26 protein-coding genes are annotated in these 17,676 nt (G+C 67.6%); 8 read left to right on the top strand and 18 right to left on the bottom strand.

Features of this window, described 5'->3' with window-relative positions; all coding sequences use genetic code 11:
* Window positions 1-10 precede the first annotated feature (10 nt).
* The 4 genes from B9Y97_RS16960 to B9Y97_RS16975 are packed head-to-tail and all read left to right on the top strand — an operon-like array spanning window position 11 to window position 3,811.
* Complete coding sequence (locus tag B9Y97_RS16960) at window positions 11-1,009, top strand: ABC transporter substrate-binding protein (RefSeq protein ID WP_085527858.1); 999 nt, start codon at window positions 11-13, stop codon at window positions 1,007-1,009.
* On the top strand, window positions 1,006-1,815 hold the full coding sequence (locus B9Y97_RS16965; protein WP_085527859.1) for an ABC transporter permease: 810 nt from the start codon (window positions 1,006-1,008) through the stop codon (window positions 1,813-1,815). Before B9Y97_RS16960 ends, B9Y97_RS16965 begins: the two co-directional genes overlap by 4 nt.
* Complete coding sequence (locus tag B9Y97_RS16970) at window positions 1,812-2,564, top strand: ABC transporter ATP-binding protein (RefSeq protein ID WP_085527860.1); 753 nt, start codon at window positions 1,812-1,814, stop codon at window positions 2,562-2,564. The genes B9Y97_RS16965 and B9Y97_RS16970 overlap by 4 nt, the downstream gene beginning before the upstream one ends.
* A complete protein-coding gene (locus tag B9Y97_RS16975; protein WP_085527861.1) occupies window positions 2,561-3,811 on the top strand; it encodes an NnrS family protein in 1,251 nt (416 codons plus the stop codon). Before B9Y97_RS16970 ends, B9Y97_RS16975 begins: the two co-directional genes overlap by 4 nt.
* A gap of 103 nt (window positions 3,812-3,914) precedes the next feature.
* Here the strand turns inward: B9Y97_RS16975 and bfr are convergent, their stop codons facing one another.
* The 8 genes from bfr to B9Y97_RS17015 form a co-directional block, all read right to left on the bottom strand.
* Window positions 3,915-4,400 carry a bacterioferritin gene (gene bfr, locus B9Y97_RS16980; RefSeq protein WP_085527862.1) on the bottom strand — a complete coding sequence of 162 codons (486 nt, stop codon included), beginning with the start codon at window positions 4,398-4,400 and terminating at the stop codon, window positions 3,915-3,917.
* The gene (locus tag B9Y97_RS16985; protein WP_085527863.1) at window positions 4,390-4,650 is read right to left on the bottom strand and encodes a (2Fe-2S)-binding protein; all 261 of its coding nucleotides are present in this window, start codon (window positions 4,648-4,650) and stop codon (window positions 4,390-4,392) included. The genes bfr and B9Y97_RS16985 overlap by 11 nt, the downstream gene beginning before the upstream one ends.
* A gap of 9 nt (window positions 4,651-4,659) precedes the next feature.
* Window positions 4,660-4,854 (bottom strand): hypothetical protein, encoded by a 195-nt coding sequence (locus B9Y97_RS16990; RefSeq protein ID WP_085527864.1) that lies wholly within the window; start codon window positions 4,852-4,854, stop codon window positions 4,660-4,662.
* Window positions 4,855-5,293: 439 nt separating this feature from the next.
* A complete protein-coding gene (locus tag B9Y97_RS16995) occupies window positions 5,294-6,061 on the bottom strand; it encodes an SDR family NAD(P)-dependent oxidoreductase (RefSeq protein WP_085527865.1) in 768 nt (255 codons plus the stop codon).
* Between the two features lie 141 nt (window positions 6,062-6,202).
* Window positions 6,203-6,556 carry a protein tyrosine phosphatase family protein gene (locus tag B9Y97_RS17000; RefSeq protein WP_085527866.1) on the bottom strand — a complete coding sequence of 118 codons (354 nt, stop codon included), beginning with the start codon at window positions 6,554-6,556 and terminating at the stop codon, window positions 6,203-6,205.
* A gap of 11 nt (window positions 6,557-6,567) precedes the next feature.
* Window positions 6,568-7,467, bottom strand: coding sequence for an MBL fold metallo-hydrolase (locus tag B9Y97_RS17005; protein ID WP_085527867.1), 900 nt, complete (start codon window positions 7,465-7,467; stop codon window positions 6,568-6,570).
* A 174-nt stretch (window positions 7,468-7,641) separates the two neighbouring features.
* Window positions 7,642-8,082, bottom strand: coding sequence for a DUF6691 family protein (locus tag B9Y97_RS17010; RefSeq protein ID WP_085527868.1), 441 nt, complete (start codon window positions 8,080-8,082; stop codon window positions 7,642-7,644).
* Entirely contained in the window at window positions 8,082-8,519 is a 438-nt protein-coding gene (locus B9Y97_RS17015) for a YeeE/YedE family protein (protein WP_085527869.1), read from the bottom strand. Before B9Y97_RS17015 ends, B9Y97_RS17010 begins: the two co-directional genes overlap by 1 nt.
* Window positions 8,520-8,737: 218 nt before the next feature.
* Here B9Y97_RS17015 and B9Y97_RS17020 point away from each other — a divergent pair, with 218 nt between their 5' ends.
* Both B9Y97_RS17020 and B9Y97_RS17025 read left to right on the top strand, forming a co-directional pair.
* Entirely contained in the window at window positions 8,738-9,136 is a 399-nt protein-coding gene (locus B9Y97_RS17020; protein WP_254900952.1) for an ArsR/SmtB family transcription factor, read from the top strand.
* 39 nt (window positions 9,137-9,175) lie between these two features.
* The gene (locus tag B9Y97_RS17025; protein WP_085527870.1) at window positions 9,176-9,673 is read left to right on the top strand and encodes a flavin reductase family protein; all 498 of its coding nucleotides are present in this window, start codon (window positions 9,176-9,178) and stop codon (window positions 9,671-9,673) included.
* 12 nt (window positions 9,674-9,685) lie between these two features.
* On the opposite strand, the gene B9Y97_RS17030 is transcribed toward B9Y97_RS17025, so the two are convergent.
* Window positions 9,686-10,096: a hypothetical protein gene (locus B9Y97_RS17030; RefSeq protein WP_085527871.1), complete on the bottom strand. Its 411-nt coding sequence runs from the start codon at window positions 10,094-10,096 to the stop codon at window positions 9,686-9,688.
* Between the two features lie 91 nt (window positions 10,097-10,187).
* Here B9Y97_RS17030 and B9Y97_RS17035 point away from each other — a divergent pair, with 91 nt between their 5' ends.
* Window positions 10,188-11,189 (top strand): hypothetical protein, encoded by a 1,002-nt coding sequence (locus B9Y97_RS17035; protein ID WP_085527872.1) that lies wholly within the window; start codon window positions 10,188-10,190, stop codon window positions 11,187-11,189.
* 15 nt (window positions 11,190-11,204) lie between these two features.
* Here B9Y97_RS17035 and B9Y97_RS17040 read toward each other — a convergent pair whose 3' ends face one another.
* The 3 genes from B9Y97_RS17040 to B9Y97_RS17050 all read right to left on the bottom strand — a co-directional run bounded on the left by B9Y97_RS17040 (window position 11,205) and on the right by B9Y97_RS17050 (window position 14,542).
* Window positions 11,205-11,981: an enoyl-CoA hydratase-related protein gene (locus tag B9Y97_RS17040; protein WP_085527873.1), complete on the bottom strand. Its 777-nt coding sequence runs from the start codon at window positions 11,979-11,981 to the stop codon at window positions 11,205-11,207.
* A 132-nt stretch (window positions 11,982-12,113) separates the two neighbouring features.
* Window positions 12,114-12,563, bottom strand: a complete 450-nt coding sequence (locus B9Y97_RS17045; RefSeq protein WP_085527874.1) for a cytochrome c-type biogenesis protein — start codon at window positions 12,561-12,563, stop codon at window positions 12,114-12,116.
* Complete coding sequence (locus tag B9Y97_RS17050; protein WP_085528325.1) at window positions 12,560-14,542, bottom strand: heme lyase CcmF/NrfE family subunit; 1,983 nt, start codon at window positions 14,540-14,542, stop codon at window positions 12,560-12,562. The genes B9Y97_RS17045 and B9Y97_RS17050 overlap by 4 nt, the downstream gene beginning before the upstream one ends.
* A 205-nt stretch (window positions 14,543-14,747) precedes the next feature.
* On the opposite strand from B9Y97_RS17050, the gene B9Y97_RS17055 reads away from it, so the two are divergent.
* Window positions 14,748-15,200 carry an outer membrane protein gene (locus B9Y97_RS17055; protein WP_139828359.1) on the top strand — a complete coding sequence of 151 codons (453 nt, stop codon included), beginning with the start codon at window positions 14,748-14,750 and terminating at the stop codon, window positions 15,198-15,200.
* Between the two features lie 48 nt (window positions 15,201-15,248).
* Here B9Y97_RS17055 and B9Y97_RS17060 read toward each other — a convergent pair whose 3' ends face one another.
* The 6 genes from B9Y97_RS17060 to ccmE all read right to left on the bottom strand — a co-directional run bounded on the left by B9Y97_RS17060 (window position 15,249) and on the right by ccmE (window position 17,657).
* The gene (locus tag B9Y97_RS17060) at window positions 15,249-15,653 is read right to left on the bottom strand and encodes a hypothetical protein (protein WP_085527876.1); all 405 of its coding nucleotides are present in this window, start codon (window positions 15,651-15,653) and stop codon (window positions 15,249-15,251) included.
* On the bottom strand, window positions 15,650-15,787 hold the full coding sequence (locus B9Y97_RS18215) for a hypothetical protein (RefSeq protein WP_176224405.1): 138 nt from the start codon (window positions 15,785-15,787) through the stop codon (window positions 15,650-15,652). The genes B9Y97_RS17060 and B9Y97_RS18215 overlap by 4 nt, the downstream gene beginning before the upstream one ends.
* The gene (locus B9Y97_RS17065) at window positions 15,784-15,978 is read right to left on the bottom strand and encodes a hypothetical protein (RefSeq protein WP_085527877.1); all 195 of its coding nucleotides are present in this window, start codon (window positions 15,976-15,978) and stop codon (window positions 15,784-15,786) included. Before B9Y97_RS17065 ends, B9Y97_RS18215 begins: the two co-directional genes overlap by 4 nt.
* Window positions 15,975-16,514 (bottom strand): holin family protein, encoded by a 540-nt coding sequence (locus B9Y97_RS17070; protein WP_085527878.1) that lies wholly within the window; start codon window positions 16,512-16,514, stop codon window positions 15,975-15,977. Before B9Y97_RS17070 ends, B9Y97_RS17065 begins: the two co-directional genes overlap by 4 nt.
* Window positions 16,505-17,116 carry a holin-associated N-acetylmuramidase gene (locus B9Y97_RS17075; RefSeq protein ID WP_085527879.1) on the bottom strand — a complete coding sequence of 204 codons (612 nt, stop codon included), beginning with the start codon at window positions 17,114-17,116 and terminating at the stop codon, window positions 16,505-16,507. Before B9Y97_RS17075 ends, B9Y97_RS17070 begins: the two co-directional genes overlap by 10 nt.
* 79 nt (window positions 17,117-17,195) lie before the next feature.
* Window positions 17,196-17,657: a cytochrome c maturation protein CcmE gene (gene ccmE, locus B9Y97_RS17080; protein WP_085527880.1), complete on the bottom strand. Its 462-nt coding sequence runs from the start codon at window positions 17,655-17,657 to the stop codon at window positions 17,196-17,198.
* Between the last annotated feature and the right edge of the window lie 19 nt (window positions 17,658-17,676).

Here is a 17,676-nt window from a genome sequence, read left to right on the forward strand (position 1 = left end):
GACTGCAACCATGACCCTGCCCACCCGCCATACCCGCCGAGCCGTTCTCGGGGCCGGTCTCGCCGCCGGCGCGGCGCTTGCCGCGCCCGGTCTCCTGCGCGCCGCGCCGATGCTGGAAGCGCTTACCCTCTACGGTCCGCCCGCCGGGCCCTCGATCACGCTCGCCCACGCGGTGGCCACCGGGGCGTTCGAGACCATCGCGGCCAGCAGCCGCTTTGTCGCGTGGCGCGACCCCGACGAGTTGCGCGCAGGGCTGACCTCGGGCACCATGCAGGTGGTGATCCTGCCCGCCAACGCCGCCGCCAACCTCTACAACCGCGGCATGGAGCTTGCCATGGTCAACGCGATGACCGGCGGGCTCAACTACGTGACGACCCGCGATCCCGGGATCACCACCCCCGCCGATCTCGCCGGGCGCTCGATCGCCCTGCCCTTCCGCAACGACACCCCCGACATCCTGCTCAAGCGTATCCTCGCAGAGGCAGGGCTGGCCGAGGCCGACGTCACCATCGTGCCTGCCGCGACGCCAATCGAGGCGGTGCAACTCCTGCTCACCGGCCGGGCCGATGCGGCGGTGCTGCCCGAGCCCGCCACCACCATGGCCGAGATGCGCGCGCTTCAGGCCGGCCAGCAGGTGTTTCGCGCCATCGACCTCCAGGCCGAATGGGGCCGGATCACCGGGCTCGGGCCGCTGGTGCCGCAGGCCGGGCTGGCGGTGACGCGCGATTTCGACGCGGCGCACCCCGGGGCCGTCGAGGCCTTGCAGGCCGCCATCGCTGCCACCCTGCCCGAAGTGCTCGCCAACCCTGAGGCCGCCGCCGCCTCGGCCACCGAACCGCTCGGCATGCCCGCGCCGATCCTCGCCAAGTCGATCCCCACCTCGGCGCTCATTGCCGAACCCGCGCGCGGCATCCGGCCCGCCTTCGAGGCGATGTTCGCCGCCGTCGCCGAGGTCGATGCCGCCGCAATCGGGGGCGACCTTCCCGACGCCGGGTTCTACCGGCTGTGAGCGCGCTTCTCGACAGGCTCGGGCGCACCGGGCGCTTTCTCTGGGGCGGCTGGGCCGGGGTCGCGGCGCTGGCGCTGCTCGCCGCGCTCTGGCAGGCAGGCCACGAGGCCTACGGCGATTTCATCCTGCCCGCCCCGCTCGCCACGATCCACGCCGCCGCCGACATCCTGTCGGACCCGGCGCACTGGGCGATCTTCCGCGACACCATGCAGCGCGCGCTCGCGGGCTTCGCACTCTCGGCGCTGATCGGCGGCGCGGCCGGGCTGGCTGCGGGCTATTCGCCCGCCACCCTGCGCCTCGCCCGCCCGCTGATCACCGTGATCCTCGGCGTGCCGCCGATCGCCTGGCTGGTGCTGGCGCTGATCTGGTTCGGCTCGACGGGGGGGATGGTGATCGTGACCATCCTCGTCGGCGTGGTGCCGCTGGTCTTCGCCGGCACCGCCGAGGGCGTGGCGGCGCGCGACCGCGGGCTCGACGCGATGGCGCAGGTCTTCGGGGCCGGGCCGGTGCGCCGCTTCGTCTCGGTCGGGCTGCGCCAGATGCTCACCCACCTGTTCCCGGCGCTGATGCTGGGGCTCGCCACCTCGGTCAAGGTGGCGGTGATGATCGAGGTGCTGGCCTCGGTCGGCGGCATCGGCAACGAGCTGGCCCGCGCCCGCCAATACATGGACGTGACCGAGGCGCTGGCCTGGATCGGCATCGCCGTGGCCGGGCTTATCGCGGTGGAATACGGGCTGGTTCACCCGGTGCGCGCCGAGTTCGAACGCTGGCGCGATGCCGCCCGGCCCTGGGGGGTGAAACGATGAGCGCCGCGCTGGACATCCGGGGCATGTCGCAGGCCTTCCTCGGCCGCGAGGTGCTCTCGGGCATCACTCTCGCGGTCGATCCCGGCGAGGTGGTGGCGCTGGTCGGCCCCTCGGGCTCGGGCAAGTCGACGCTGATCCACGTCGCCGCCGGGCTGATCGACCCGCGCGAAGGGCGGATCACCCGGCGTTACCGGCGTCACGCCATGGTGTTCCAGGAGCCGCGGCTGATGCCCTGGGCCACGGCGGAGGACAACATTGCCTTTGCCGCCCGCCTTGCAGGTCAGCCCCGGCGCGCTGCCCGCGAGGCCGCCCGCGCCGCCGCCGCGGCCGCGCATTTCGCCGCCGAGGATCTCGGCAAGTTCCCGGTCGAGCTTTCCGGCGGGATGCGCCAGCGCGTGGCGATCGCCCGCGCGCTCGTGGTGCGGCCCGATTTCATCTATTTCGACGAGCCCTTCACCGCGCTCGACGTGGCCCTGAAACGGCGGATGCAGGATCTGGTGCTCGATGCCACCGGCGCGGGGCATTTCGGCGCGGTCTTCGTCACCCACGACCTCTCCGAGGCCGCGCGGGTGGCGCACCGCGTGATGGTGATGCATCCCACCGGGCAAGGCATCGACGGAGAGCGCCGGGTGCCGGGGCTGCCGGGCGCGCGCAGCGAGGCCGAGCTTTTTGCGCTCACCCAGACCTGGCTGCACGAGGACCGGCTGTTTCGCCACATCCACGACGTTGACGAAAGGCGGATCGCATGAGCGGTATCCCCGACCTTGGCGGCCCGGGCCTCGTGCCGGCCGACGCCCTTCACACCCTGCCGCGACCGGGCCTTGCCCGGGTGTTGTCCGACGAGGGTTTTCGGCTTTTCTTCCCGCTCACCGCGCTGCACGCGGCGCTCTGGCCCTTCCTCTGGGTGGCGCTCGGCGGATACGGTCTGCCCGGTGCCAGCGTGATCGCCCCCACGGTCTGGCACATGCACGAGATGATCTACGGGGCCTTCGGCGCGGCGCTGATCGGCTTTCTCACCACCGCCTTCGCGGAATGGACCGACACCACCCCGATGAAGGGACGGCTCCTGTGGGGCCTCGCCGCGCTCTGGGGCACTGCCCGGCTGATCGGCTTTTTCGGCCTCGATGCGCTCACGCCGCTGGCCGCGCTGGCCGATCTTGGCTGGATCGCCGGGCTCATCGCCTATGGCCTCTGGCTGAGCTGGACGCGCCGGAGCGACCGGCTCCTCTCCTTCGTGGTCTGGCTCGCGGCCTTTTTCGCCGCCGAGGCCGTCGCGCGCCACTGGATGATCGCGGGCGACAGTTATCTCGCGGGCGAGGCGGTGAAAATCGGCGGGCTGATCTTTCTCGGTCTGCTCGGCCTTGCGCTGGCGCGGATCACCGTCCCGGTGACCAACCTCGTGCTCGATCCTTCCGAGGAGACATCGCCGTTCCGGCCCCACCCCGGCCGGCTCAACCTTGCCCCCGGTATCGTCGCGCTGCTGACCTTCGGCGCGGCCCTGGGCTTTTCCGAGCCGGTCGTCGGCTGGCTCGCCATTGCCGCCGGGGCGGCCTTTCTCGACCGCGTCGGCGAGGGCTTCATCGGTCGCGAGGCGCTGCGCGCCGAGATCCTTGCGCTGATGCTGCCCGCCGGGCTTGCCGGGGCCGGGCTGATCTGGCTCGGCGCGGCCTGGCTCGGGGCCCCGCTTGGCCCCGCCGGAGGCTGGCACCTCGCGCTGATGGGCGGGCTCGGGCTTGCGGTGCTCGCGGTGATGTCGATCGCGGGGCTGTTCCATGCCGGGCTGACCCTGCCGGTCGGGCGCGCGGTCAAGGTGGCGATCGCTTTGCTGCTGGCCGCCACCGCCCTGCGGCTTGCCCCCGACTTCGGCCTGCTCGACACCTTCGTGGCCCATCTCGCCGCATCGGTGTTCTGGGCGGCGGCCTTCGGGTTGTGGCTGCGCGCCTACTGGCCGATCCTGTCAGACCCCGAAACGCTCGGCCGGCGCGAAGGCTGCTGACAAACCAGAGGGCGCGCCGATCCTGGCGCGCCCCCTCTTGTTTTTCGGTGGTCTTGCCGAAAGCGGGCGGTCCGCTCCCCCGGCCCGCCTGCGAGATCGGCGCTTACTCGCCCTCGTCCATCGTCGAGGCGTTGAGCAGGGCGTAGCGCTCCGCGCCAAGCCGCTCGAACAAATCGATCTGGGTTTCAAGGAAGTCGACGTGGCCTTCCTCGTCGGTGAGCAGGTCCTCGAACAGTTTCGCGCTGACGTAGTCCTGCACCGAAAGACAATAGGTGCGCGCCTCGCGGTAGAGCGCCACGGCACCAAGCTCGGCAGCGAGATCGGCATCGAGGGTCTCGCGCGGGGTCTCGCCGATCCGGAGCGGATCGAGTTTTTGCAGGTTCGGGTGTCCGCCGAGGAAGATGATCCGCTCGATCAGGCGGTCGGCGTGGTGCATTTCCTCGATGCTCTCCTCGCGGCTCTTGGCGGCCATCTTGCCAAGCCCCCAGTCCTCCTGCAGCCGGAAATGCACCCAGTATTGGCTGACCGCGGTCAGTTCGCCGCGCAGGGCATCGTTGAGATACTGGATAACCTTGTCGTCACCTTTCATGTGCCTTCTCCTTTGGCTGGCTTGCTTGGCTGGCGCGGAGTGTCCGAAGCTCCTGGGGCACCCCGATATCCGGGTCGGACCGCATGACCGCAACGAAATGGCTGATGCATCCGCCGCAATCGGCGGATTTGCCGAGAGCGTGATAGATCCGGCCCGGGGTGATGATCGAGCGTGGATCAGCGGCGCGCATCCAACCGATCGCGGCGTGGATGTCGCGGTCGGTGATGTTCTGACAATGGCAAACGATCATCGGTTTTCCCTATTTTGTCAAGATCGGCTTGGCCGCACGGGTGCGGCGCAAGGTGTTAATCCGGTCGCCCGGCGTGATACGCGCCTCGACCCCCGGGCCAATCGGCAGCCCGGCCTCCGACAGAACCGCAAGCGCCTCGTCGCGGTCGGTTTCCTGCCGCCGCCGGGAGGGTGTCTGGGCTGCACCAACAACTTGGTCCGACATCGAAGCACCTCTCGCACCTGCGACCCGGCTTCCCCGAATTGCGGCGGGGTGGCTTCGCATCGCCGTATATCTGACAAAAATGGTATGGTAAGTCAATGGCGGCATTTCAAGTGCGCGCGGCACAGATTTTCCCCGCCGCACGCCGCCCCGAACGGGGCCACCTCAGCCTTGAGGGCGAAGCACAAGGACACGGCGTGGCCACCAACCGGCGGTCCCACGGATCGCATGACCGGCACACGGGTCTCAGATCGGCTGGGGCCCCGTCACCGCGATCGCCGGCGCTGCCAGAGAGGGCGCGCAGGGTGTTGCGACGGGCACCGAACTTCCAGCCGGCACCCTGCCGCGAACCGCATCGCGAGTCGCACCGCCTTGCCGTCGATCAGGCGCAAGGGCTGTCTTGACGTCGGACGCACACCGCTCTGGCTGGCGCGTTGCCGCCTCAGCGCGGGGCCATCCTGATCGCGCCGTCGAGGCGGATGACCTCGGCGTTCAGCATGTCGTTCTGGGCGATGTGCAGCGCGAGGGCGGCGAATTCCTCGGGGCGTCCGAGCCGCGACGGGAACGGCACCTGCGCGCCGAGGCTGGCTTGCACCTCGACCGGGAGCTGGTCGAGAAGCGGGGTATGGAAGATCCCCGGCGCGATGGTGTTGACGCGGATACCGTCGCGCGAGAGGTCGCGGGCCATCGGCAGGGTCATGCCCACAACGCCGCCCTTGGAGGCGGCATAGGCCACCTGCCCGACCTGCCCGTCGAAAGCGGCGACGGAGGCGGTGTTGATGATCACGCCGCGTGCGCCGTCGTCGTCGAGCGGATCGGCGGCGACCATGCCTTCGGCGGCCTGGCTGGCGCAGTTGAAGCTGCCGCCAAGGTTGACCGTGATCGCCTTCATGAACAGCCGCGGGTCATGCGCCACGCCCTTGGCGACGGTTTTCGCCGCCGGGCCGATGCCGGCGCAGTTCATCAGCACGCGCTCCTGCCCCTGCAGGGCGCGCACCTTGGCAAAGCCCGCGCGCACGCTCTCGGGGTCCGACACGTCGACCCGCGCGAAAACGCCGCCAAGCTCGGCTGCAACCGCTTCGCCACGCTCTTCGTTGAGATCGAACAGCGCGACCGGCGCGCCCAAGGCGGCAAAGGCCCGTGCAACGGCCTCGCCAAGCCCGGATGCGCCGCCCGTGACCACCAGCGGTGTGTTCTTGCCGATCTGCATTGTTATCTCCCATAACTATTTTTCTCGCAGATAGCAGGAAGCCCGCCACGAGGCAATCGCGATGCCGACCGGGGGTGCAGAAACGAAAAGGCCCTCCCGGATGCGCCGGGAGGGCCTGTCATTTTTCGAGGTGCACGGCCGTCAGCCGCCGGCAGCCATCCGTGCCTTGGCGGCGTTCCACAACGCTTCGCTGCGGGCCCCGGACCGGCAATAGGCAAACACCTTGCCCTCGGTCTCGCGCATCGCGCCGACGAAGCCGCTCACCGCGTAATCGGTCGGGCTGCGGTCGGCTTGTGGCAGGTAGCGCGCCGCGATGCCGTTGTGCTTGCAGGCTTCGGCGATCTCGTTCCAGTCGGGCTGGCCGGGCTCCTCGCCATCGGGCCGGTTGCACATCACGACCCGGAACCCGGCGGCGGCGAGTTGGCCGACGTCTTCGGGCCGGATCTGGCCCGCGACGGTGACCTGTTGATCAAGCTCTTTCCAGTCCCTGCGCATCTCGTCGTTCCTCAGAGCGTGTTGACCGGAACCTTGAGGAAGACCTTGCCGTCCTCCTCCGCCGGGGGCATCTCGCCGGCCCGCATGTTGACCTGCAACGACGGGATGATCAGGCGCGGCATGGCGAGCTGGGCATCGCGCTCGGTGCGGAACTTGACGAAATCTTCCTTCGTCTTGCCGCCGCCAACGTGGATGTTGTGCTCTTTCTCTTCCGCCACCGTGGTTTCCCACTGGATGTCGCGCCCGTTGGGCCCGTAGTCGTGGCACATGAACAGCCGGGTTTCCTCGGGCAGGCTCAGCACCTTCTGGATCGAATCGTAGAGCACGCCGGCATCGCCGCCGGGGAAGTCGGCCCGCGCCGAGCCGCCATCGGGCATGAACAGCGTGTCGCCGACGAAGCCGGCATCGCCGACCACGTGGGTCATGCAGGCCGGGGTGTGGCCCGGGGTGTGCATCGCGAAAGCGGTCATGTTGCCGATCTTATAGGTGTCGCCTTCCTGGAACAGCTTGTCGAACTGCGAGCCGTCACGCTGGAACTCGGTGCCCTCGTTGAACACCTTGCCGAAGGTGTCCTGCACCACGGTGATGTTCTCGCCGATGCCGATCTTGCCGCCGAGCTTGCCCTGGATATAGGGCGCGGCGGAAAGGTGGTCGGCGTGAACGTGGGTTTCGATCAGCCATTCGAGCTTGAGGCCGTTGTCTTCGATGAACTTGATCATCTTGTCGGCGCTCTCGTAGGAGATGCGGCCGGCGGCGTAGTCGATATCCATCACCGAATCGATCACCGCGCAGGCGTTCGACGTCGGGTCTTTCACCACGTAGGAGATCGTGTTGGTGTCGGGATCGAAAAAGGCTTCGACGTCCGGCTTGATCGAGGTGTCGATCGGGTAATCGGTGGCAAAATCTTTCATCGTCTCGCTCCTTCTTGCCGGGATGCCCTGCCCCGGCCGGTTTCGTTGACCCCCGGCGACGGCTTGATCTTGCGCCGCCAGAGCTGTTGATGGGTCATGTAGGGATCGTGATTGCTGTCGTAAAGCCCCTTACATGCAGGTTTTTGAATTTGTTCTTGTCCCAAGTCCCGCAGGTTATGCCGAGACGGTTGCCGCCCGGGTCGCGTTCAAGCGCATCAGCCAGCGCGCCGTGAACATCCCCGCCACCAGCGCGCCGGTAAAGGCGAAGACCTCGACCCGGCCGGTGCCGAGCGCGGGCAGCGAGGCACCGGGGCAGAAGCCCGACATCCCCCAGCCGATGCCGAACAGCCCCGCGCCGAGCACCAGCCTGGCGTCGATCGCCCGCGCGGTGGGCAGTTGGAACCGCGGCGCGAAGAGCGGGGCGGACCGGCGCAGAACCAGCCGGTAGCCGCCCGCGGCCACCGCCAGCGCCGTCACCATGACCACGGCGAGCGAGGCGTCCCAGCCCCCTGCCACATCAAAGAAATTCAGCGTCTTGGCCGGGTTGACCATGCCGCTGATCGAGATGCCGAGGCCAAACAGGAGCCCGGCGAGGTAGATCGCAACGAGGTGCATCACAAGCCTCCGAAAACATGGCGCACCGCGTAAACGGTGAGCGCGGTGGTGAGCATGAAGGTGGCGGTGGCGACAATCGAGCGGCGCGCGCCGCGCGCAAGGCCGCAGATGCCGTGGCCCGAGGTGCAGCCCGCCCCGAAGGTCACGCCGAGGCCGACGAGAAAGCCGCCGACCAGCACCATCCAGGGGGCCACCGGCACCTCGACCGGCGGCATTTCGCCGAGCAGCGCGAAATGCGCCAGCGGACCGCAGACCAGCCCGGCCATCAGCGCCGCACGCCAGGCCCAGTCCGAGGAAGAGGACGGGCTCAGGAAGCCCGCGAGAATGCCCGTCGCGCCGAATACATTGCCGCGCAGGGCCAGCAGCAGCACCGTGGCAAGCCCGATCATCGCACCGCCCAGGGCGGCGCTCACCGGGGTGAACGTCGTCTCGATCATGGTTTGTCTCGTCTCTCCGAAAGTCGTCTGTTCGCCCCTCGACGCTAACAAGGGGCGCGGTCAGGTCGCAAGGACTTATTCCATGTTATGAATTTGTTGTGAGGTCGCCTTGATCGTATCTGGCCGGCGTTCGATGCCACAGCGGAGAATTCAAATTCCCGCAAGTGAATTGATTGCCTCGTCACAATCGCTTATGTCGGAAGGAAAGGTTGTGAAAAATGAGCAAGGTTTCTTTCATGGAATCGCCCGTGATCACCGAAGATATGTCGGCGGAGGACATGGACAAGATGATGTCCGCGGCCTGCGATGCGTCCGCGTTGCTCAAGGCGATCAGTCACGAAGGACGGCTGATGATCCTCTGCGCACTCGTCACCGGTGAGAAGTCGGTGACCGAGCTTGAGGAACTTCTGCACGCGCGCCAGGCGGCGGTCTCGCAGCAACTGGCGCGGCTTCGGATGGAAGGTCTGGTGGTGCCCCGGCGCGAAGGCAAGGCGATCTTCTATTCGCTCGCCGACGAACGCCCCAAGCGCATTCTCGAAGTGATCTACGAGATGTTCTGCTCCGTACCTGACGAGGGCGAGAGCGAGGTTGCCGACCAGTCGGCCGCGCGCGCCTGAATTCACGGCACAGGCCACGCAATCCCGTCAGGAGCCTTCATGGCACAGAACTTCATCCCGGGCCCGGAAAATACCCGTGCCCTGCGCAGCGCTTTCGGCCGTTTTGCGACCGGCGTCACGGTGGTGACCGCAGCGGTCGAACGTGGCCCGATCGGGATCACCGCCAACAGCTTCACTTCCGTTTCGCTCGATCCGGCCCTGCTGTTGTGGTGCCCGGCCAAGGCGTCGCGCCGCCACGACGCCTTCGTGAGCGCCGAGCGCTTCGCGCTGCACGTGATGGGCACCGGGCAGGACGAGGTCACCTGGGCCTTCGCCAATACCGCCGAGGCCTTCGAACATTGCGACTGGGAGATGTCGGAACACGGCGTCCCGCTGATCGCGGGCTGCCCGGCGCGCTTCGAATGCACCATCCGCGACCGGATCGACGCCGGCGATCACACCGTGATCATCGGCCAGGTCACCCGGGTATCGACCGAAGACGGCCCGATGGCGCGGGTGTTTCTCGGCGGCGATTACGGGCAGTTCGATCCGGGCTGATCGCGCGCGGGATCAGTTCGTCAGAACGTCAGCGCGCTGGTAGCTCGCACTGTCGGTCGAGCCATCGTCGTATTCGAGCCGGACCGTCACGCTTTCGACCGATCCGAGCGGCAGCGCCACGAAAGGCAGCACATCGGCAGCCTTGATCGCGTTCGGCTGCGCTTCACCCTCGTAGCACGGCTCGCCGTCCCAAGGCCGTTCGCTGCCGCCGTTCAGGGCGTAGTAGATCTGGTCGATACCGCAGCGCCAGGCCATCAGGTGGGTGAAATAGAGCAGATCCTGCCCGTCATACTCGCGCACCGCGATCCAGTTCGACTTGGTGGCGTCCAGAATCGGCTTCACTTCCGCGGCGGTGGTGAATTGCTGGCCAAACGCCGGTGTCGCCAGCGCCACAATCAGACCAAGCGTTTGAAAAACCTTCATTTGCGCTCCTGCACCAAGAAACCTGAGGGTGCTTTTCCTCGCAGCATCTGGGCCTATACTGGCAGAAAATCAAGGGGCGGGCAAAGCGGTCATGGCAGGGCAGGCGGAAAAGCGTTCAACCTTCAATGTCGTCGTCATCGGTCAGGCCGGGCGGCTGCAATACGAGGCGTTGCTGTTTGCCGCCTCGCTGCGCCAGAACGATCCCGGGTTTGCCGGTCGCCTCTTCATCGCCGAACCCCGGCCCGGCGGGGCCTGGCCGGGTGATCCGCGGATCGAACCCGCGGTGCGCGCGGCGCTCGAAAACCTGAATGCCGAGATCCTGCCGTTCGAGGCGCGCCATTTCGGCAAATCCTACCCGCAGGGCAACAAGATCGAGGCGCTGCTGGCGCTGCCCGAGGGCGTGCCCTTCGTGTTCTTCGACAGCGACACCGTGATCACCGGCGCGCTCAGCGCCGTGCCTTTCGATTTCGACCGACCCTCGGCCTCGATGCGGCGCGAGGGCACCTGGCCCGAGATCGAGCTTTACGGCCCCGGCTACAGCGATATCTGGAAATCGCTCTACGACCGCTTCGGCCTCGACTTCGAAAGCTCGCTCGATCTTGCCGAGCCCGACGAATACTGGGGCCGCTACCTCTACTTCAACGCCGGCTGGTTCTTCGCCGCCGATCCCCACGCCTTCGGCCAGCGTTTTCTCGAAACCGCGATCGCGATCCGCGACGATCCGCCCGAAGAGCTGGTCTTGCAGAAACTCGACCCGTGGCTCGACCAGGTGGCGCTGCCTCTGGTGATCCATGGCTTCGGCGGCGGCCGGCCCGGCCCGGAGCTGGACGGACTCGACGGCGCAGTATCCTGCCACTGGCGCATCCTGCCGCTTGCCTATGCGCGCGAGAGCGACCGGGTGATCGAGGTGATCGAGGCGGCGGCCGCACCAAACCGGATCAAGAAACTGCTCAAGGCCTACGATCCGATGAAAAAGATGATCTACCACGGGCGCGGGCGAAAGCTGCGCGAGATGTTCGACCGCAACCGCCTGCCCCGTTCCGAGAAGGTCTTGCGCAACCGGATCAAGCGCGAAGGGTTCTGGATGCGCTGACCGGCGGCGCGCCGATCAGCGCCCCTCGAACTTCGGACTGCGTTTTTCAAGGAAGCTCAGCACGCCTTCCTTGAAATCGCGCGAACGTCCGCATTCGCCCTGGATCTGTGCCTCCAGCGCGATCTGGTCGTCAAAGCTGTTGCCGAGCGAGGCCCGCATCGCCCGCTTGATGCCCCGGTAGGACAGCGTTGGCCCGGTGGCGAGGTGGCGCGCGCGCGCCTGCCAATGGCCCTCGAAATCAATATCCGGCACCGATTCCCAGATCATCCCCATGGCCGAAGCCTCGTCGGCACTGATCTTCTCGGCGAACAGCGCCGCCCCCATCGCCTTCGCCAGCCCCATGCTGCGCGGCAGGTTATAGGTGCCCCCGGCGTCGGGAATGAGGCCGATGCGGCTGAAGGCCTGCAGGAAGTAGGCCGACTGGGTCGCAATCACCACGTCCGCCGCGAGCGCGATATTGGCCCCTGCCCCCGCCGCCGGACCATTCACCGCCGCGATCGTCGGAATCGGGCTGTCAACGATGGCGCGCAGGAGCGGTTCGTACTCGTCGCGCAGGGTGCGTTCGAGGTCGATGTTGTCGGCATTGGCGCGGTCACCGAGATCCTGCCCCGAGCAGAACGCCTTGCCTGCGCCGGTCAAGACCAGCACCCGCGCCTCGGACCCGGCGCGCTTCACCGCGTCGGCCAGTTCGGCGCGCATCAAGGTGTTGAGCGCGTTCATCTTCTCGGGGCGATCGAGGAGGATCACCGCGAGCCCGTTGTCGATGTCGTAGCTGATCGTGTCGTAGTTCATGCGCGCCTCCCTGTCGGTTGCGGGCGAGACTAGCCGAGCCCCGCGCCAAGGGGAAGAAACAAAACCGACCGGGAAGTCGGAGTTTTGAGCCGGACCCGTCTGACGTGCTGGATTGTGCCTTGATCCGCCCCGTCAGCCCTTCATCAACTCATCAAGCCGCGCCTGTTCCTCCGATGTCAGCTTCGCCGCCGGCTCCGCGCTCGCCGCACGCCGGCGCAGATAGGCACCCGCACCGAGCAGCGAGATCACGAAGAGCGCCGGGCCGGCCCACCAGAGCAGGATATTGGCCCCCTCGGTGGTGGGTTTCATCAGCACGTATTCGCCGTAGCGTTCGACCACGAAATCCACCACCTGCACGTTGCTGTCGCCCTCCAGCAGACGTTCGCGCACGATCCCCCGCAGGTCGCGGGCGATCGCGGCGTTCGATTCGTCGATGTTCTCGCCCTGGCAGACCACGCAGCGCAATTCGGCCGAGATTTCGCGCGCCCGGGCCTCGAGCGCGGGATCCTCGAGCACCTCGTCGGGGTTCACCGCAAAGGCGGGGCCGGCGATCAGGGCGAGCGCAAGAAACAGCTTCTTCATTCTGCCGGCACCCCCCCGGGCACGGTTTTTCGCGCCTTCGCCGCCGGGGCGGCGACCCGGTAGCGCCGATCGGAGAGCGAAAGCAGCCCGCCGAGCGCCATGATGATCGACCCCGCCCAGATCCAGTTGGCGAAAGGCTTGATGAAGGTCCGCACCGCCCAGCCGCCGTTCTCCTGCGGGTCGCCGATCACGACGTAGACATCGCGCCAGAAGTTGTAGTTGATCGCGGCCTCGGTGGTCGGCATCGCCTGCACCGGGTAGACGCGCTTTTCCGGCCGCAGGGTCGCGATCAACTCGCCGCCCCGGCGCACGTCCATGATGCCGACGGTCGAGACGTAGTTCGGCCCCTGTTCACGCACCACGTCCTGAAGGGTGATCTCGTAGCCCGAGGTTTCAAAGGTTTCGCCGATCTGCGCCACCCGGATATCCTCGGTATCCCAGGCCATCAGGCCGGCGACCCCCATGAAGGTGATCCCCAGCCCGGCATGGGCCGTGGATTTGCCCCAGTCGGCGCGCGGCAGGCGGGCGAGGCGGGCAAGACGGCCCCCGATCGCACCGCGCCCGGTGCGCCCCATCAGGTCGGTCAACGCGCCCGCCACCAGCCAGGTGCCGAGCAGAAAGCCGACCGGGCCGAGGATCGAACGGTTGGTTTGCAGCGTCCAGACCAGCAGCGCCACCAGCACCGCGAGCACCGCTGCGGGCAGGAGCGGGCGCATCGCCCGGCCCAGTCGCGCGCGCTTCCACGGCATCATCGCGCCCACCGGCAGCACGATTGCCAGCACCACCATGAACGGCGTGAAGGCCGCCTCGAAGAAGGGCGCGCCGACCGAGAGCTTGCGGTCCATGAAGGCTTCCGCCACCAGCGGCCAGATCGTGCCGATGAAGACCACGAAGGACGAGACCGCCAGCAGGATGTTGTTGACCACGAGCGCCGATTCCCGGCTCACCATCGAGAACACCCCACGCGCCTCGAGCGCCGCGGCGCGGAAGGCGTAGAGCATCAGCGCGCCGCCGGTGAAGAAGGCGAGGATGCCGAGGATGTAGACGCCCCGGGTCGGGTCGGAGGCGAAGCTGTGCACGCTGGTGATGATGCCCGAGCGCACGATGAAGGTGCCGATCAGCGAGAAGCCGAAGGCGAGGATCGCGAGCAGAACCGTCCAGCTTTTGAGCGACTCGCGCTTTTCCACCACGATCGCCGAGTGCAGCAACGCGGCGGCGAAAAGCCAGGGCATGAAGGAGGCGTTTTCCACCGGGTCCCAGAACCAGAAACCGCCCCAGCCGAGCTCGTAATAGGCCCACCATGAGCCGAGCGCGATGCCGATGGTGAGGAACACCCAGGCCGCCAGCGTCCAGGGCCGCACCCAGCGCGCCCAGGCGGCATCGACCCGGCCCTCGATCAGCGCCGCCACCGCGAAGGAGAACGCCATCGAGAGGCCAACGTAGCCGAGGTAGAGGAACGGCGGGTGGAAGGCGAGGCCCGGGTCCTGCAACAGCGGATTGAGATCGCGCCCGTCGAAGGGCGGAAATTCAAGCCGCAGGAACGGGTTCGAGGTGAAGATGATGAAGCCGAGGAAGGCCAGCCCGATCGCGCCCTGCACCGCGAGAACGCGGGCCTTGAGACGCGGCGGCAGCCCCTTCCCGAACCAGACCGCCATCGCCCCGAACAGCGCCACGGTGAGCACCCAGAGCAGCATCGAGCCCTCGTGGTTCCCCCAGACACCCGAGATCTTGTAGAGCATCGGCTTGTCGGAATGTGAGTTTGCCCAGACCAGATGGAGCGAGAAATCCGAGGTGACGAAGGCCCAGGTCAGCGCCGAGAAGGAGATCGCGACGAAGGCAAATTGCAGGTTGGCGGCCGGGGCGGCCACGGCCATCCAGCCGGTCCATCCCTTGTGGGCACCGATGAGCGGCACGATCGTTTGCACGATGGCGACGGCGAGCGCGAGGATCAGCGCGACATGTCCGAGTTCGGTAATCATGGCGCGGACAATAGGCACATTCGCGAGCGCCGCCAATCCCGTGCGCGCGGATGTCGCGGATTTGTCATTTGCCGCCGTGGCGGGCGCGCGCTCGGCCGCCTGCGCGGCCAAGACTTGATGCAGGTTAAGGCAGGCCGCCGGGGCCTGTGTCATGGTCGTGTCGTGGCGGGAAATCACCGGCCACACGACAGGCGTGGAGGGTTCGATGAAACTGAAACTCAAGACCATCCTTCTGTCCACCGCACTCGCCCTTGCCGCAAGCACGGCGCAGGCGGGCGAATGGGAAGGGCCCTATGCCGGAGCCTTCCTTGGTTACATCAGCTTTCCGAGCATGATCGCGGGTGTGCAGGCGGGGTATGCCTTCGAGATCGACGAGGGCATCTATCTCGGCCCGGAAGTGGACAGCTTCTACATCGCCAGCACCGGCGCACTGGCGGGGAGCGCCACGGCGCGACTCGGCGTGGCAGTGTCGGACGAGGTTCTGCTCTACGGGCGTGCCGGCGTCTTCGGTTTCAGCAGCGGCGCCAGCGGCTGGCTCGCCGGGGGCGGCGCGGAGGTTTCGCTCACCGACAGGGTGTCGCTCTTCGCCGGGGCCGACCGCTACGATTGCGGCTGCGTCTACAGAGTGGTGCGCGCGGGCGTGCAGATGAGGTTCTGACCGGGCATTGCCGCCCCGCCCCGGGTCCGGCACCGGCGGCAGGGCCGGTCACGGCAGCGCCAGAGCGAGCAGCCCGGCTGCGAGCGACACCCCCACCGGCCAGAGAAAGCTGGCCCCGTGCCAGCCGAAGGACCGGTGGATCACCGAGAAGTGCAGCACCGCACCGACGATGCAGAACGCCAGCACCGCAAGCAGTGCGCCCGGTGCCTGCCCCGCCCCGACCAACCAGACCGAGCCCGCGAACAGCCCCCAGCCCAGCCAACTGAAGGCCATGCCGAGGGCCAGCGGCGTGGCCCGCACCGCGTAGAGCCACAGGAAGGTGGCCGCGATCATCAGCGCCATCAGCGCCATCGCCCCCGTCGCCACCACCAGCACCACCTCGCCGCCAAGCCACACGCGGCCAAGGTGCAGCCCGGCGAGGACGAGGGCGAGTAGCCCGATTGACTGTCTCATCGCGCCAGCACCTCCCGCACAACCTTGTCGAGATCCCGCGCCGCGCGGGTGTTGCGGGCCACCGCGCGGGCGAATTTCGGCCCGGCGAGCCAAGCCCGCAGCCGGCGCGCCCAGCGTCTCACGCGCGCCGTCATAGCCCCGGTCTCCCGGCTTGCGGCAGCCGCTCGCGGATGATCGTGGTGATCTCGATCAGGATCGCGGAATTCTTGTCGAGCACGGCGCGGGTGGCCTGATCTTTCTGCAGGTCGCGCCAGAGCAGGTAGAACACCAGAAGCACCCAGGGGCCGTGCTCGGTCAGCGCGGCTACGAAGAAATCGCCGCTCATCGACCATCGCCGCGCCAATCGGCCAGCGCCGGGTTGGGATCGTCCGAGGCGCGCGCGCCGGCGTCGAGCGCCTGGAGCGCGCCGATGTTGCGCACCACGGTGCCGGTGCGGTTCATGGTCTCGGCCAGCGAGCGTTGAAACTCCTGCCCCTTGAGCTGGTGGCGGGCACCGAAATAGAAGCTCACGATCGCCCCCATCAGCCACCACAGCGGTTCGGGCACGAGCTGGATGCCCTGCATCCGCGCGGCGAACCAGACCGGATCGACCATCGCCGCCACGAAGAGCCCGAGCGTGCCAAGCGCCAGCGCCGGGCGCGGAAGCCGGTTCACCCCGTCGATGAAGCGGTCGAACAGCCCCTTGTGCGGCCGGGCGAACTCGCCGGCAAACTGCCCCAGCGCCGCCGCCCGCCACGCCGCCTCGCGTTCCGCCCCCGCCTCGCTGTTTTCCATGAAGATCCCGGCGGTCTCGCGCACCACGTTGCGCCCGCCGCCGAACAGCGCGCCGACCATCGCCGCCACCCCGGTGCTCAGCCCCATGCCGCCACCCGGGCTTGGTGCTCGGCCTCGGTGAGGTGGAACCTCGGCGAGATGAAGGCCTCGGCGCGCAGGATCCAGCCGCCCTTGCCGCCGTCGCGGCGGAGGGCGTATTTGCGGCTCGCCGGGCGGCCGTCGGCCAAACGGTAATAATAATTGCGCCGGGCGATGCCGTAGGCGTCGGCGATGTGGCCCGGTGCCTCGGCCGCGGCACGCTGCGCCGCCGCCACCGTCTGCGGCCCGATCGCCCCGTCCACCGTTACCGGGTGGCCCATCTCCACCAGCAGCCGTTGCAGGATGCGCACCGCGTTGGCCCCTGCGTTCACATGCATGTCGAACACCGAAGGCTGGAGCGCCTCGGGCAGCCGGGCGATGCCGGGACGGTGGAAGTAATGCTCGATGAAAATGTCGCGCGCCTGGTCGCGGCTGAGCCGCTTCACGTCTTCAGGCGTCACCTGCCCGTCGCCGTCGAGATCTCGCCCGAGCGCGCGCATCGTGTGGATCGTCACGCCGAAGTTGGTGGCACCACCGGGATCGTCGGGATCGTTGACGTAACCGCCTTCGCGGTCGAGAATCTCGTCGGCGATGTCGCGGATGGAAAGCATGGCCGCCCCCGTTGTTGAAACCGGGGGCAAGCCTCATCGCTCGATGTTAACGCCGGTGAAACCGGGCGCGCGGCGCGCCTCAGGAGCCGGTTTCGTCCGCCGCCGTCGGGTCCTTGTAGAGCCCGTCTTCCTTGAGCGAATCGAGCACTTCCTTGGGCATGTAGGTCTCGTCGTGCTTGGCGAGGATCTCCGAGGCCTGGAACACGCCATCGACGTAGGTGCCGGTGCCGATCATGCCCTGGTTCTCGCTGAACAGGTCCGGCAGGATTCCGGTGAACACCACCGGCACCGACTCCGCGCCGTCGGTCACGATGAAGCGCACCGTTTCGCTCTGGCCACGCTCGATCGAGCCCGCCTCCACCAGCCCGCCAATGCGGAACACCTCGTTCGGCGCGGGCGGTTCGGCAATGATCTGGCTCGGATCGCGGAAGTAGTTGATCCCGTCCTTGAAGGCGTAGCCGATCAGACCCGCCGCAATCCCCAGTGCAACGAATGCCAGAATAACGATCTGGATACGCCGTTGTTTCTTCAGGCCTTTCATACCAGCCATGTGATCCTCC

It is taken from the genome of Maritimibacter sp. HL-12 (assembly GCF_900177545.1).
In the GTDB taxonomy this organism is placed as follows: domain Bacteria; phylum Pseudomonadota; class Alphaproteobacteria; order Rhodobacterales; family Rhodobacteraceae; genus Sinisalibacter.

Bases quoted from the DNA above. Each gene is read 5' to 3' on its own strand.
- B9Y97_RS16960 (WP_085527858.1), top strand. From the start codon at position 11: ATGACCCTGCCCACCCGCCATACCCGCCGAGCCGTTCTCGGGGCCGGT.
- B9Y97_RS16970 (WP_085527860.1), top strand. From the start codon at position 1,812: ATGAGCGCCGCGCTGGACATCCGGGGCATGTCGCAGGCCTTCCTCGGC.
- B9Y97_RS16975 (WP_085527861.1), top strand. From the start codon at position 2,561: ATGAGCGGTATCCCCGACCTTGGCGGCCCGGGCCTCGTGCCGGCCGAC.
- bfr (WP_085527862.1), bottom strand. From the start codon at position 4,400: ATGAAAGGTGACGACAAGGTTATCCAGTATCTCAACGATGCCCTGCGC.
- B9Y97_RS16985 (WP_085527863.1), bottom strand. From the start codon at position 4,650: ATGATCGTTTGCCATTGTCAGAACATCACCGACCGCGACATCCACGCC.
- B9Y97_RS16990 (WP_085527864.1), bottom strand. From the start codon at position 4,854: ATGTCGGACCAAGTTGTTGGTGCAGCCCAGACACCCTCCCGGCGGCGG.
- B9Y97_RS16995 (WP_085527865.1), bottom strand. From the start codon at position 6,061: ATGCAGATCGGCAAGAACACACCGCTGGTGGTCACGGGCGGCGCATCC.
- B9Y97_RS17000 (WP_085527866.1), bottom strand. From the start codon at position 6,556: ATGCGCAGGGACTGGAAAGAGCTTGATCAACAGGTCACCGTCGCGGGC.
- B9Y97_RS17005 (WP_085527867.1), bottom strand. From the start codon at position 7,467: ATGAAAGATTTTGCCACCGATTACCCGATCGACACCTCGATCAAGCCG.
- B9Y97_RS17010 (WP_085527868.1), bottom strand. From the start codon at position 8,082: ATGCACCTCGTTGCGATCTACCTCGCCGGGCTCCTGTTTGGCCTCGGC.
- B9Y97_RS17015 (WP_085527869.1), bottom strand. From the start codon at position 8,519: ATGATCGAGACGACGTTCACCCCGGTGAGCGCCGCCCTGGGCGGTGCG.
- B9Y97_RS17020 (WP_254900952.1), top strand. From the start codon at position 8,738: ATGAGCAAGGTTTCTTTCATGGAATCGCCCGTGATCACCGAAGATATG.
- B9Y97_RS17025 (WP_085527870.1), top strand. From the start codon at position 9,176: ATGGCACAGAACTTCATCCCGGGCCCGGAAAATACCCGTGCCCTGCGC.
- B9Y97_RS17030 (WP_085527871.1), bottom strand. From the start codon at position 10,096: ATGAAGGTTTTTCAAACGCTTGGTCTGATTGTGGCGCTGGCGACACCG.
- B9Y97_RS17035 (WP_085527872.1), top strand. From the start codon at position 10,188: ATGGCAGGGCAGGCGGAAAAGCGTTCAACCTTCAATGTCGTCGTCATC.
- B9Y97_RS17040 (WP_085527873.1), bottom strand. From the start codon at position 11,981: ATGAACTACGACACGATCAGCTACGACATCGACAACGGGCTCGCGGTG.
- B9Y97_RS17045 (WP_085527874.1), bottom strand. From the start codon at position 12,563: ATGAAGAAGCTGTTTCTTGCGCTCGCCCTGATCGCCGGCCCCGCCTTT.
- B9Y97_RS17050 (WP_085528325.1), bottom strand. From the start codon at position 14,542: ATGATTACCGAACTCGGACATGTCGCGCTGATCCTCGCGCTCGCCGTC.
- B9Y97_RS17055 (WP_139828359.1), top strand. From the start codon at position 14,748: ATGAAACTGAAACTCAAGACCATCCTTCTGTCCACCGCACTCGCCCTT.
- B9Y97_RS17060 (WP_085527876.1), bottom strand. From the start codon at position 15,653: ATGAGACAGTCAATCGGGCTACTCGCCCTCGTCCTCGCCGGGCTGCAC.
- B9Y97_RS18215 (WP_176224405.1), bottom strand. From the start codon at position 15,787: ATGACGGCGCGCGTGAGACGCTGGGCGCGCCGGCTGCGGGCTTGGCTC.
- B9Y97_RS17065 (WP_085527877.1), bottom strand. From the start codon at position 15,978: ATGAGCGGCGATTTCTTCGTAGCCGCGCTGACCGAGCACGGCCCCTGG.
- B9Y97_RS17070 (WP_085527878.1), bottom strand. From the start codon at position 16,514: ATGGGGCTGAGCACCGGGGTGGCGGCGATGGTCGGCGCGCTGTTCGGC.
- B9Y97_RS17075 (WP_085527879.1), bottom strand. From the start codon at position 17,116: ATGCTTTCCATCCGCGACATCGCCGACGAGATTCTCGACCGCGAAGGC.
- ccmE (WP_085527880.1), bottom strand. From the start codon at position 17,657: ATGAAAGGCCTGAAGAAACAACGGCGTATCCAGATCGTTATTCTGGCA.